This is a genomic window from Roseomonas sp. FDAARGOS_362, assembly GCF_002754815.1.
GTDB classification, from domain to species: Bacteria; Pseudomonadota; Alphaproteobacteria; order Acetobacterales; family Acetobacteraceae; genus Roseomonas; species Roseomonas mucosa.
Genome location: NZ_CP024588.1, coordinates 1,227,358 through 1,239,553 on the forward strand (window position 1 = coordinate 1,227,358; position 12,196 = coordinate 1,239,553).

Below are 12,196 nucleotides of genomic sequence, written 5' to 3' on the forward strand. Positions count from 1 at the left end.
CGCAGCCACCGTGCCGGAACAACGGACAAGAACGTGAAAAAGGGCGGCCCCAGCGGGACCGCCCTTTTCCGGAACCGGACATGGCCCGGGCGCCGACCGGCGCCCGCCCCCGGTCAGCGCTTGCTGAACTGGAAGGAACGTCGGGCCTTGGCCTTGCCGTACTTCTTGCGCTCGACCACGCGCGGGTCGCGGGTCAGGAAGCCGGCCTTCTTGAGGATCGGGCGCAGGGCGGGCTCGTAGTGGGTGAGCGCGCGGCTGACGCCGAGGCGCACCGCGCCGGCCTGGCCGGACAGGCCGCCACCGACCACCGTGCAGATCACGTCGAACTGCTGGTAGCGGTCGGACACCAGGAAGGGCTGGGCGATCAGCATCCGCAGCACCGGGCGGGCGAAGTACTTCGCCTGCGCCTTGCCGTTGACCTCGACCACGCCCTTGCCGGGCTTCAGCCAGACGCGGGCGATGGCGTTCTTGCGGCGGCCGGTCGCATAGGCGCGGCCCTGGGCGTCACGCTTCGGCTCGCGGGTCACGGCGGCCGTGCTGCCCTCGGCGGCCGGGGTGCCGGCGACGAGGGTCTTGAGGTCGGCCAGCGAGTTGGTGGTCGTGGCGTTCGTGGACTGGGTATCGCTCACGGTCAGGCCACCTTGTTCTTGCGGTTCAGCGCCGCGATGTCGATCTTCGACGGCGTCTGACCGGCATGCGGGTGTTCGCCACCGGCATAGACATGGAGGTTGCGCATCTGCTGGCGGCCGAGCGGGCCGCGGGTGATCATGCGCTCCACGGCCTTCTCGATCACGCGCTCGGGGAAGCGCCCCTCGAGGCGCTCGCGCACCGTGCGGCCCTTGATGCCGCCGGCATAGCCGGTGTGCCAGTAGAACACGGACTGCTCGGCCTTGGCGCCGGTGACGCGGACCTTGTCGGCATTCACGATCACGACGTGATCGCCGCAATCGACATGCGGGGTGAAGATGGGCTTGTGCTTACCGCGGAGGCGATTGGCGACCAGGGCGGCGAGGCGGCCGAGCACAAGGCCCTCCGCGTCGATCAGCACCCAGTCCTTCTTGACCTCCGCCGGCTTGATCGAGCGGGTCTGCGTCGAGAGCATGGCGATCCAGATGGTTCAGTAGGAGTGGCGCGGCATATCGCCGCCCTGGCCCTGTAAGTCAAGCAGAATCAGGGTTTTTTCGTTGTGGTATTTTCATACCACAAACCCGGCGGCATTTCGTTACCACAAAATCCGCCCCCTTCCCGCTGCCGGAATGTGGGGCCGTGGCCATCTCCATGCGCGTGAAGCGCGCCCTCCTCCTGCTGCTGCTGCCGCTTGCCCTGCTGGGGGCCGCGCTGGCGGGATTCCTGCGCCTGCCGCCGGCCTGGGACCCTTTCGCACCGCTGGACCTGCGCGCGCCGCCCAACCTGCTGGGCCGGTTCAAGCTGGCGCAGATGAAGTGGCAGCCGGACCGCTGCTTCGCCGCCTTCGAGGCTGCCGGCATCCCCGTGCGCCGTGTGGCGGACCAGCCTTCCGGCGAGGGCTGCGAGATCCTGGAGGCGCTGCGGCTGGATTTCGGGCCGCCGATGTCCCCGGCGGCGCCCGTGGCGACCTGCGCGGTGGGTGCCTCCTGGGCCATCTATGTCAACGCCATCCTGCAACCCGCCGCGCGGGAGCATCTGGGGCAGGAGGTGGTGCGCATCCGGCAGCTCGGCACCTATGCCTGCCGCGCCGTGCGCGGCGGCCGGGGAGACGGGGCGAGGCGCAGCCAGCACGCCACCGCCAATGCCCTTGATGTGGCGGGCTTCGTGCTGGCAGACGGGCGCGAGGTGTCGCTGGCCCGCGACTGGGACGATCCCGGGCCGCGCGGCACCTTCCTGCACGCGGCGCGCGACGGCGCCTGCCGCGTCTTCGACGCCGTCTTGGGACCGGAGTACAACGCCTTGCACCGCGACCACTTCCACCTCGACCGCGGCCCCTGGCGGGCCTGCCGGTGAATGCCACGCTGCGTCCCGGAGATGGCCCGGTCACGGTGATCGGGGCTTCCGGCCGTTCCGGGGCCACGCTCTGCCGCTCCCTGGCCGGTGACGGCATCCCCTACGTACCCGTGGTGCGCAGCGCGGAGCGCTGGGCCGCCACCGGCCTGCCGGGCACGCCGCGCATCGCGGACCTGCAGGATGCCGCCGCCCTCCGCACCGCCCTGGCGGGGGCCGGGCGCATCGTGTCCGGCGCCCATGCGCGGCACGCCGCCGCCATCCTGGACGCGGCGCCGGCGGAGGCGCGGATCGTGCTGATGGGCAGCACGCGCCGCTTCTCCCGCTGGGCGGATGCGCATGGCGACGGCGTGCGGGCCGGCGAGGCGGCGCTGCTGGCCAGCGGCCGGAACGGCGTGATCCTGCACCCCACCATGATCTATGGCGCCCAGGGGGAGGACAATGTGCAGCGCCTGGCCGCGCTGATGCGGCGCCTGCCCCTTGCCCCCCTGCCCGGCGGCGGGCGCGCCCTGGTGCAGCCGATCCACCAGGACGACGTGACCGCCAGCCTGCGCGCCGCCCTGGCGCGGGACTGGGAGGCGCCCAAGGCGCTGGTGATCGCCGGGCCGGAGGCGGTGCGCTATGCCGATTTCCTGCGCGCGGTGTGCCATGCCGCCGGGGTGCGGGTGCCGCCGGTGCTGCCCGTGCCGCTGGCGCCGCTGCTGGCGCTGTCCCCCCTCACCCGGCTGCTGCCGTTCCTGCCCACCGTGCGGGCGAGCGAGCTGCGGCGGCTGACGGAGGACAAGGGCTTCGACACCGGGCCGATGCGGGCGGAGCTGGGCGTCGTGCCGCGTTCGCTGGAGGCGGGGCTGGCGGGCACTTTCGGGCGGGGGTGAGGCGGTGATGCGCCCAGCGGCCGCTCTTGCCTCCACCCCGGACCGGCTCCAAACCATGGGGCGAAGACACAGAGCGAGGGCCGTCATGCCTGTCCTGAACCGGATCGCCGAATTCCACGACGAGATGACCGCTTGGCGGCAGGATTTCCACCGTCATCCGGAGCTGGCCTACGAGGAGGTCCGCACCTCCGGCATCGTGGCGGAGAAGCTGCGGGAGTTCGGCTGCGACGAGGTCGTCACCGGCATCGCGAAGACCGGCGTGGTCGGGGTGATCCGGGGGCAGGAGCCGGGCGACGGCATCGGCTTCCGCGCCGACATGGACGCGCTGCCGATCCTGGAGGAGACGGGGCTCGGCCATGCCTCCACCGTGCCGGGGAAGATGCATGCCTGCGGCCATGACGGGCATACCACCATGCTGCTGGGCGCCGCGAAGTACCTGGCGGAGACGCGCAACTTCGCCGGCACCGCCTATGTGATCTTCCAGCCGGCCGAGGAGAATTTCGGCGGCGGCGACGCGATGGTGAAGGAGGGGCTGTTCGAGCGTTTCCCCATGAAGCGCGTCTTCGGCATCCACAACTGGCCCAGCCTGCCCGCCGGGCAGTTCGCCTGGAAGGTCGGCCCGGTCATGGCCGCCGTTGCCAACATCACCATCACCGTCACCGGCAAGGGCGCGCATGGCGCCATGCCGCACAACGGCAACGACCCGATCGTGATCGCGGCGCAGATCGTTTCCGCGCTGCAATCCATCGTGGCGCGCAATGTCGAGCCGGTGGAGGCCGGCGTCGTGACCATCGCGCATATCACCGGCGGCCATACCTTCAACGTGATCCCGGAGGTGGTGCGGATGCAGGGCACCGCGCGCTGGTTCAAGCCGGAGATCGGCGATCTGCTGGAGCGCAAGGTGCGCGAGATCGCGGGCGGCATCGCGGCGGCCTTCGGCGCCAGCGCTGAGGTCGATTTCCAGCGCGCCTATCCGGCCACGGTGAACGAGGCGGAGAGCACCCGCCTCGCCGCACGGGCGGCGGCGGCCGTGGTGGGCGAGGGCCGGGTGATCGAGGTGGAGAAGCCGACCATGGGCGGCGAGGACTTCTCCTTCATGCTCAACATGAAGGACGGGTCCTACCTGTTCCTCGGCGGCGGCCGGACGGGGCACGACCCGAATGTCCACCACCCGCTCTATGACTTCAACGACGAGATCCTGCCGGTGGGCGCGTCCTATTTCGCCACGCTGGCGGAACAGCTGCTGCCCCGCCGGGGGTGACGGTCCGGGGATGGCCCGCCCCGCCTCGCTTGCCTCGGGGCACGGGACGGGCCAGCCTGCCCGGATGCGCATGACCGCCTTCCGGCTTCCCCTCCTGGGCCTGATCCTCATGGCGACGGCGCTGGGCGGCTGCGTCCAGGTCGTGGCGCCCGATCCCTATGCCTATGGGGCGCCGGGCTCCGCGGCGGCGGCGGGTGCCGCGGCCGGTGCGGCCCTGGGGGCGGCGATCGATGCCTCGCGGCCGCCGCCGGCCTATGGCAGCTATCCGGCCCCGGCCGTGCCGCCCTATCCGGGGCGCGCCTACGCCTATTGAGCGTGGGCCCGGCGCCTCATCAGCCCCGGAGCGCCGCCTCCAGCCGCGCCCAGCCCGCCTCGTCGCCCGGCAGGCCGAAGCGCAGCCAGGCCGCCGGATCGCGGAACTGCCGCACCAGGATGCCCGCCTGCCCCAGCCGCGCGAACCATTCGGGCGCGGCCTCGTGGGAGGCGAGGCGGAAGAGGCTGGTTCCGCCCAGGATGCGGAAGCCCGCCTGGGCCAGCAGCATGTCCAGCCGCAGCGCGTCCACGGCGCAGCGGCGCGCGGCTTCCATCAGCCAGTTCCGGTCCCGCAGCGCCGGGATGCCCACCGCCAGGGCGGGGCCGGACACCGCCCAGGGGCCCAGCGCCGCGCGCAGGCGGGCCGCCAGCGCGGGTTCGGCCAGGGCGAAGCCCAGGCGCAGCCCGGCCAGGCCGTAGCTCTTGCCGAAGGAGCGCAGCACCAGCAGGTCCGGCCTCGGCAGCAGCGGCGCCGCGTTGCGTTCCGGCCCTTCGAAATCGGCGAAGGATTCGTCCACCACCAGCAGCCGCACCCGGCCGGCCAGGCCGGCCAGCGCGTCCCGCCCGTGCCGGCGCCCGTCGGGGTTGTTGGGGTTGCACAGCACCGCCACCTCGTGCCCCGCCAGCGCCTCCAGGCTTTCCGCCACCGTCACCCGCGCCCCGGCCGCCTGCCAGGCCAGGGCGTGCTCGGCATAGGTCGGGCCGAGCACCGCGACGTCGCGCCAGGGAAGCAGGTTCGGCAGCAGGCTGATCAGGATCTGCGTGCCCGGCGCGGCGGCCACCATCTCCGGCGAGGCCGCGCCATAGGCGGCGGCCGCGATCGTCTGCAACTCCCACAGCGCCTCCGGCTCCGGCAGGCGCGTGAAGGCATCGGCCGGAAAGCGCGGCAGATGATAGGGCCGCGGGTTGATGCCCGTGGACAGGTCGAGGAAAGGCTCCGGCGCCCCCGGAAAGAGCAGCCGCGCCGCGGCCAGCCGGCCGCCATGTTCCGTCACGGCGCCTGACGCGCCATCGCGGGACATGCTAGCCCCTGCCGCATTCATCATCAGCAATCGTCTCGCCCTTGCCCACGCTGCTTGTTCTGGCCGGCGCCCTCGCGCTGGAAGCCGTCCTTGGCTACCCCGAAGCCCTGTTCCGCCGGATCCGGCATCCGGTGGTCTGGATGGGCGGCCTCATCGCATGGCTGGAACGCCGTCTGAATCGGGAAACCGGCACGAATAAGGCAAGGCGCCTCGCCGGCCTCCTCGCGCAGCTCCTTCTCCTGCTCGCCGCCGTGGTGCCCGCCGCGCTGTTGCAGGGCGTCCTGCTGCGGTATCTGCCCTTTTGGCCGGCGGTGATCCTGCTGGCGCTGCTCGCCGCCAGCCTGCCGGCGCAGCGCAGTCTGCACGATCACGTGCGCGCCGTGGCCCGGGCGCTGGAGGCGCGCGGACTGACGGGCGGGCGCGAGGCGGTGTCGCGAATCGTGGGCCGCGACCCGGCCGTGCTGGACGAGCCGGGCGTCGTGCGTGCCGCCATCGAGAGCCTGGCCGAGAATTTCTCCGACGGGGTGGTGGCGCCGGCCTTCTGGTGCGGGGTCGCCGGCCTGCCGGGCATCGCAGGGTACAAGGCCGCCAACACCGCCGACAGCATGATCGGCCACCGCACGCCCCGGTACACCGACTATGGCTGGGCCGCCGCACGCTTCGACGACCTGGTGAACCTGCCCGCCTCGCGCCTTTCGGCGCTGTGGATCATCCTCGCCGCGCTGCTGACGCCCGGCGCCAGCGCGGGCGGCGCCCTGCGCGCGGTGCGGCGCGACGCCCGGCACCACCGCTCCCCCAATGCGGGCTGGCCGGAGGCCGCCATGGCGGGGGCGCTGGGCCTGCGCCTCGCCGGGCCGCGCGTCTATGGCGGCGTGCGGGTGGAGGACCACTGGATGGGCGATGGCCGCGCGGAGGCCCGGCCGGCGGATCTGCGCCGCGCCCTGGGGCTCTACCGCGCGGCCTGTGGGGTGCAGTTCGCGGCGGTGCTGGCGCTGGCCGGGGCCGCCGCCATGGCGGGCTGAGGGGCCGCCGGCGCGGTCAGGCGGCGATTTCCCGCGCCTCGATCCCGTAGCGGAAATGCACGGGGTCCAGGCAGTCCGGCTGGCCGTTCGCGGTGAAGGCGCAGGGGTACATCAGGAAGGCGAAGTTCGGCTTCTGGTTGCCCATGGCGCCCGGCAGGATGATGTCCGTGGCGCTGTTGTAGCCGACCCAGTTCATCTCCCAGGAGCCGAAGAGGGTTTCGCGCAGGGCACGGATCCCGGCGCTGTCCGGGGCCAGCCTTTGCTCCAGCATGACCTTGCGCACATCGGCGGGATCGAGGGGGAACCAGCCGGCATCCTCCAGGAAGACCTCGGAGCGGCAGTGCTGCGCCCTGGAGACGTCGCCGCTGGCGCCCAGCGTCCGGAACTGGCGCGAGCCGGCGACGCGGACGCCGTACACGTCGCGGGCGGGGAAGCCTGCCGCCCGGGCGAGGCCGGTCATGAGCCCGTTGATATCGGCGCACTTGCCGCTCAGCCGGCCGCTTTCCAGCATGCCGCGGACATCGCCGAAGCCGCAGCCCGGCGTCTCGGGATCTCGGGTCGTGTGGTCCACCACCCAGTCGTAGATCGCCCGCAGCCGGGCTCGGGGCTCGTCCAGGCCGGCGGTGATGCGCTCGGCGGTGTCGCGCACGATGCCGTCCGTCTGCACGCTCTCGGTCGGCCGGGTCCAGAAGCGCCGCTCGGCCAGGGTGACCGGCACGGCCGGGTCATGGCCGTCGCGGTCGCGGGTGGCCACGCGCTGGACCAGCTCCGCGCTGCGCGGGCCGTCGGAACCCGCGTCCCAGCTCATCTTCAGCACCTCGGCGCCGTACTGCGCGTCCCGCACCACCCGCGCCTGCCCCGTGCCCTGGCAGCGGGTTTCGAGGACGGTCTGGTAGCCGCCGGCCGTCTGCGCCAGGGGCAGCCAGAGCTGCGCTGCGCCCGGGGCGTCCAGCAGGCTGACGCGGGTGACGATCTCGAACTGGCGCCAGCCCGGCATGGCCGCCAGCCGGGCCGGGGCCGCCGTCTCCGCCCGTGCCGTTCCGGGGCGCTGGGTGCCGGCCGCCAGGGTGGTGACGGTGGCGATGGTGGCGGCGGAAGCCAGGAAGTTGCGGCGGTTCATGGGTTTCATCCCTCCGGCCATGTCTGAAAGGCCATGCCTGTGGGAATCGTCTCCCGCGCCCCGGTCCGCCCGTCAACGCCGTGGCGATCAGAAGACCGCCAGCGCCCCCAGGGGGCCGGAGGTCATGCCCGCCCGGCGATCCGCAGCAGCGCCGCCACGTCCACATGCCGTTCCAGATGCGCCGCCAGCGCATCCAGCGCCGCATCGACCTCGGCCTCGTGCCGTCGCGGGGCGGCTGCGAGGCCCAGCCGGCCCAGCCAGGCCGCGCGCTGCGCGTCATCGCCGAACAGCCCGTGGACATAGGTGCCCGAGACCAGCCCATCCGCCGAGACGGCGCCGTCCAGCCGGCCATCCGCCAGCCGCAGCAGCGGGTTTGCCGCGTCCGGGCCCGCCGTGCGGCCCATGTGCATCTCGTAGCCGGTGAAGGGCGCCCCGTCCGCCAGGGTCGCGCCGCCGGCCGGGCACAGCCGCTTTTCCCGCGTCAGCACCGTCGCCACGTCGAGCAGGCCGAGCCCGTCCACGCCGCCGGGCGGACCCTCGATGCCCTCCGGGTCCTCGATCCGCCGGCCGAGCATCTGGTAGCCGCCGCAGAGCCCCAGCACCCGCCCGCCGCGCCGATGGTGCGCCAGGATGTCGATGTCCCAGCCTTCCTCGCGCAGCACGGCGAGGTCGGCGATCGTGGCCTTGGAGCCGGGCAGGACCACGAGGGCGCAGTTCCCCGGCAGGGGCGTGCCCCGGCGCAGCAGCAGGAGCTCCACCCCGGGCTCGGCGGCCAGCGGGTCGAGGTCGTCGAAATTGCTGATGCAGGGCAGCACCGGCACGGCGATCCGCAGGGGGGCGCCGGGGTTGCGCGGGGCCGCCCCGAGGGCGGTGAACAGATCCTGCGCGTCCTCCGCCGGCAGGCGGCGCGCCGCATCGGTGAAGGGCACCAGCCCCAGCGGCGCCCAGCCGGTGCGTTGCGCGATCGCGTGCATCCCTTCCGCGAAGAGCGTGGGGTCGCCGCGCATCCGGTTCACCAGGAAGCCCCGGATCATCGCCGCATCCTCCGGCGGCAGCACGGCCTGCGTGCCCACGAGGCTGGCGATCACCCCGCCCCGGTCGATGTCGCCCACCAGCACGACCGGCGTGCCCGTGGCGCGGGCGAAGCCCATATTGGCGATGTCGCCCGCGCGCAGGTTGATCTCGGAGGCGCTGCCCGCCCCCTCCACCAGCACGAGGTCGGCTTCCGCCCTCAGCCGCGCGAAGCTGTCGAGGACATGGGGCATGAGGCGGGGCTTCATCGCCTGGTATTCGCGCGCCCGCGCCGTGGCGAGGACGCGGCCCTGCACCACCACCTGGGATCCGGTCTCGCTCTGCGGCTTGAGCAGCACGGGGTTCATGTGGACACTGGGCGCCACGCCCGCCGCCCGCGCCTGGAGGGCCTGGGCGCGGCCGATCTCGCCCCCATCCGCGGTGACGGCGGCGTTGTTGGACATGTTCTGCGGCTTGAAGGGCCGCACCCGCAGCCCGCGCCGCGCGAAGAGCCGCGCCAGCCCGGCGACGAGCAGCGACTTGCCCACCGAGGAGCCGGTGCCCTGGAACATCAGGGCCACCGGCATCAGAACTCGATCCCCTGCTGCGCCTTCACCCCCGCCGCGAAATGGTGCTTCACCAGCCCCATCTCGGTGACGAGGTCCGCCGCCTCGACCAGCGCGGGCGGGGCGTTGCGGCCGGTGGCGACGACGTGCAGGCCGGGGCGCCGCGCGCGCAGCGCCGCGACCACGGAATCCGTGTCCAGATAGTTGTAGCGCAGCGCGATGCAGAGCTCGTCCAGCACCAGCAAAGCGAGGTCCTGCCGCGCCATCAGCGCCAGGGCCTTCGCCCAGGCCGCCTCGGCCGCCGCCACGTCGCGGGCGCGGTCCTGCGTTTCCCAGGTGAAGCCCTCGCCCATGCTGTGCCATTCGACGAGCGGGCCGAAGCCCTCCAGCACATGGCGCTCGCCCGTGCTCCAGGCGCCCTTGATGAACTGCACCACGCCGCAGGGCCGCCCATGCCCGACCATGCGCAGCAGCAGGCCGAAGGCGGCGGTGGACTTGCCCTTGCCCGGGCCGGTGTTCACCAGCAGCAGGCCCTTCTCGATGATCTTCGAGGCCACCTCGGCATCCTGCACCGCCTTGCGCTTCTCCATCTTCGCGCGGTGGCGGGCGGCCTCCTCGCCGTCCGCGCTCACTTCACCACCATGGGGATGCCGGCCACGGTGAAGACGACACGCTCCGCCCGCTCCGCCAGGCGCTGGTGCAGGATGCCCGCCGCGTCGCGGAAGCGCCGGGCCAGGGCGTTCTCCGGCACGATGCCGAGGCCGACCTCGTTGGAGACCAGCACCGCCGGGGCGGAACGCTGCGCCAGCGCCGTTTCCAGCGCCACCGCCGCGGCCTCCAGGTCACGCTCGCCCAGGATCAGGTTGCTCAGCCAGAGCGTCAGGCAGTCCACCAGCACCGGGCGGTGCCGGGCGCGCAGCAGGGCGGCGGGCAGGTCCAGCGGCGCCTCCACCGTTTCCCATTCCGGGCCGCGCCGGCCGCGGTGCTCGGCGATGCGGGCGCGCATCTCCTCGTCGAAGGCCTGGGCCGTGGCGATGTAGAGCCAGGGCTTCGGCAGGGGACCGAGCAGCGTCTCCGCGTAGCGGCTCTTGCCGGAACGGGTGCCGCCCAGGACCAGGGTCAGCATCGGGGTGTCGGGAGGATCGGCAGCCATGGCTTTCCATTGACAGGGCCGGGCCGCGAAGACTACCCCCGCAGCCGATGGTCCCCCGCCGGCGGCGGATGCCTGTGGCGGGGGTGAAAAGGGAATGCGGTGAGGGCCATCCGGTCCGAATCCGCGGCTGCCCCCGCAACTGTGAGCGGAGAGCGGCCTGCCAAACCGCCACTGGCGTGCTGGCCTCGGGAACGGGGCGGCGTGCCGGGAAGGCCGGCAGGCCGCGCCTGATCCGCGAGCCAGGAGACCTGCCATCATCCCCGCCGGGCCTGTCCCGGCGGGATGGATCGTGACGCCGGGCGGGGTGCCCCGGCATCGGCGATGCGCCCCGGCTCTCTTGCCGGCGGCCATCGGTTCCCGGCTTCCCCGACCGGAGGGGGCCATGGGAGCGGTCGGCATCCCATGCGCGTGTCGATCCCTGGGGTGCCCCGTTTGGCCGAGCCTGTCCTGCTCCATGTCTGCATCACCTGCCGCGCCGGGTTGGACCTGCGCGAGGGCGAGGTGCCCGAGGGGCAGCGGCTGCACGACGCCGTGGCCGAGGCCCTGGCGGCGCGGCCGGACAGCCCGGTGCGGCTGCGCCCGGCCACCTGCATGGCCTCCTGCGAGCAGGGCTGCGCCGCCGCCCTCGCCGCGCCGGGCAAGTGGCAGTACCTGCTGGGCCGCCTCCTGCCGGAACAGGCGGGGGACCTGCTGGATTATGGCGCGCTGTTCGCCGCCTCGCGCACGGGGGTGGTCATGCCCTCGAAGCGCCCCGCCTCCCTGAAGAGCGTCGTGCTGGGCCGCGTGCCGCCCTTCGCCCTCGCCGAACCAACACAGACCGCACCGGAGACCGCCGCGTGAGCGCCACCGCCACCAAGATCCCCGCCACCATCGTCACCGGCTTCCTCGGCGCCGGGAAGACCACGCTGGTGCGCCACCTGATGGCCCATGCGCGCGGCCGCCGCATCGCCATCATCGTCAACGAGTTCGGCGCGCTGGGCATCGACGGCGAGACGCTGCGGAGCTGCGGCATCGAGGGCTGCGAGGAGGAGAACATCGTCGAGCTGGCCAATGGCTGCCTCTGCTGCACCGTGGCGGACGAGTTCCTGCCCACCATGCAGGCCCTGCTCGACCGGCCGAGCCCGCCCGAGCACATCCTGATCGAGACCTCCGGCCTCGCCCTGCCGAAGCCGCTGATCAAGGCCTTCAACTGGCCCGGCATCCGGTCCCGCGTCACGGTGGACGGGGTGGTGACGGTGGTGGACGGCCCCGCCGTGGCCGAGGGCCGCTTCGCCGAGGATCCGGAGGCGGTGGCCGCCCAGCGCGCGGCGGACCCGTCGCTGGACCACGACAACCCGCTGGCGGAGGTCTATGAGGATCAGCTCCTGGCCGCGGATCTGGTGGTGCTGAACAAGACCGACCTGCTGGACGAGGCCGCCACCGCGCGGCTGCGCGCCGGGATCGCGGGTGCCATCCCCCGCGCGGTGAAGGTCGTGCCCGCCCGCGACGGGAAGCTCGATCCCGCCATCCTGCTCGGCCTCGGTGCCGCCGCCGAGGACGACCTCGCCGCCCGCCCCTCGCACCACGATGCCGAGGATGGCGCGCACGAGCATGACGACTTCACCAGCTTCGCCCTGCCGCTGCCCGAGCTGGCCTCGCCCGAGGCACTGGTGGAGCGGCTGCGCGCGGTGGCGGAGGCGCATGACGTGCTGCGGATGAAGGGCTTCGCCGCCATTGCCGGCAAGCCGCTGCGCCTCGCCGTTCAGGGCGTCGGAACCCGATTCAGCCACCAGTTCGACCGGGCCTGGGCGCCGGGCGAGGCTCGCCAGGGGCAGCTCGTGGTGATCGGCCAGACCGGGCTGGACCGCGACGCCATCGCCGCCGCGCTGATGGTCTGA

14 protein-coding genes and 1 riboswitch are annotated in these 12,196 nt (G+C 73.2%); of the genes, 7 read left to right on the forward strand and 7 right to left on the reverse strand.

Annotated features, from left to right (window positions below; translation table 11 throughout):
• Positions 1-113 precede the first annotated feature (113 nt).
• Positions 114-629 carry a 30S ribosomal protein S9 gene (gene rpsI, locus CTJ15_RS10550; protein WP_019462593.1) on the reverse strand — a complete coding sequence of 172 codons (516 nt, stop codon included), beginning with the start codon at positions 627-629 and terminating at the stop codon, positions 114-116.
• Positions 630-631: 2 nt separating this feature from the next.
• A complete protein-coding gene (rplM, locus tag CTJ15_RS10555) occupies positions 632-1,102 on the reverse strand; it encodes a 50S ribosomal protein L13 (RefSeq protein ID WP_019462592.1) in 471 nt (156 codons plus the stop codon).
• A 176-nt stretch (positions 1,103-1,278) separates the two neighbouring features.
• On the opposite strand from rplM, the gene CTJ15_RS10560 reads away from it, so the two are divergent.
• The 4 genes from CTJ15_RS10560 (at position 1,279) to CTJ15_RS10575 (ending at position 4,426) form a co-directional block, all read left to right on the forward strand.
• Positions 1,279-1,980: an extensin family protein gene (locus CTJ15_RS10560; RefSeq protein WP_076970249.1), complete on the forward strand. Its 702-nt coding sequence runs from the start codon at positions 1,279-1,281 to the stop codon at positions 1,978-1,980.
• Entirely contained in the window at positions 1,977-2,852 is an 876-nt protein-coding gene (locus CTJ15_RS10565; RefSeq protein WP_076970245.1) for an SDR family oxidoreductase, read from the forward strand. Before CTJ15_RS10560 ends, CTJ15_RS10565 begins: the two co-directional genes overlap by 4 nt.
• Before the next feature lie 85 nt (positions 2,853-2,937).
• Entirely contained in the window at positions 2,938-4,113 is a 1,176-nt protein-coding gene (locus tag CTJ15_RS10570) for a M20 aminoacylase family protein (RefSeq protein ID WP_058390330.1), read from the forward strand.
• 70 nt (positions 4,114-4,183) lie between these two features.
• Complete coding sequence (locus CTJ15_RS10575; protein ID WP_019462588.1) at positions 4,184-4,426, forward strand: hypothetical protein; 243 nt, start codon at positions 4,184-4,186, stop codon at positions 4,424-4,426.
• Between the two features lie 19 nt (positions 4,427-4,445).
• Here CTJ15_RS10575 and cobD read toward each other — a convergent pair whose 3' ends face one another.
• Positions 4,446-5,447 (reverse strand): threonine-phosphate decarboxylase CobD, encoded by a 1,002-nt coding sequence (gene cobD / locus CTJ15_RS10580; protein WP_058390329.1) that lies wholly within the window; start codon positions 5,445-5,447, stop codon positions 4,446-4,448.
• Positions 5,448-5,488: 41 nt separating this feature from the next.
• Here cobD and cbiB point away from each other — a divergent pair, with 41 nt between their 5' ends.
• A complete protein-coding gene (gene cbiB / locus CTJ15_RS10585) occupies positions 5,489-6,469 on the forward strand; it encodes an adenosylcobinamide-phosphate synthase CbiB (protein WP_099781558.1) in 981 nt (326 codons plus the stop codon).
• Between the two features lie 16 nt (positions 6,470-6,485).
• Here cbiB and CTJ15_RS10590 read toward each other — a convergent pair whose 3' ends face one another.
• From CTJ15_RS10590 to cobU, 4 genes are all read right to left on the reverse strand, one after another.
• A complete protein-coding gene (locus CTJ15_RS10590; RefSeq protein ID WP_075823240.1) occupies positions 6,486-7,589 on the reverse strand; it encodes a transglutaminase family protein in 1,104 nt (367 codons plus the stop codon).
• 122 nt (positions 7,590-7,711) lie between these two features.
• Positions 7,712-9,187, reverse strand: coding sequence for a cobyric acid synthase (locus tag CTJ15_RS10595; RefSeq protein ID WP_171979176.1), 1,476 nt, complete (start codon positions 9,185-9,187; stop codon positions 7,712-7,714).
• Positions 9,187-9,756 (reverse strand): cob(I)yrinic acid a,c-diamide adenosyltransferase, encoded by a 570-nt coding sequence (cobO, locus tag CTJ15_RS10600; RefSeq protein WP_252572244.1) that lies wholly within the window; start codon positions 9,754-9,756, stop codon positions 9,187-9,189. Before cobO ends, CTJ15_RS10595 begins: the two co-directional genes overlap by 1 nt.
• Before the next feature lie 38 nt (positions 9,757-9,794).
• Positions 9,795-10,319 (reverse strand): bifunctional adenosylcobinamide kinase/adenosylcobinamide-phosphate guanylyltransferase, encoded by a 525-nt coding sequence (gene cobU, locus CTJ15_RS10605; protein WP_171979175.1) that lies wholly within the window; start codon positions 10,317-10,319, stop codon positions 9,795-9,797.
• A gap of 46 nt (positions 10,320-10,365) precedes the next feature.
• A riboswitch (cobalamin riboswitch) is annotated at positions 10,366-10,577 on the forward strand.
• 144 nt (positions 10,578-10,721) lie between these two features.
• Between cobU and CTJ15_RS10610 the strand changes: the two genes are divergently transcribed.
• Together CTJ15_RS10610 and cobW are read left to right on the forward strand one after the other, a co-directional pair.
• Positions 10,722-11,159, forward strand: a complete 438-nt coding sequence (locus CTJ15_RS10610) for a DUF1636 domain-containing protein (RefSeq protein WP_019462581.1) — start codon at positions 10,722-10,724, stop codon at positions 11,157-11,159.
• A complete protein-coding gene (gene cobW / locus CTJ15_RS10615; protein WP_019462580.1) occupies positions 11,156-12,196 on the forward strand; it encodes a cobalamin biosynthesis protein CobW in 1,041 nt (346 codons plus the stop codon). The genes CTJ15_RS10610 and cobW overlap by 4 nt, the downstream gene beginning before the upstream one ends.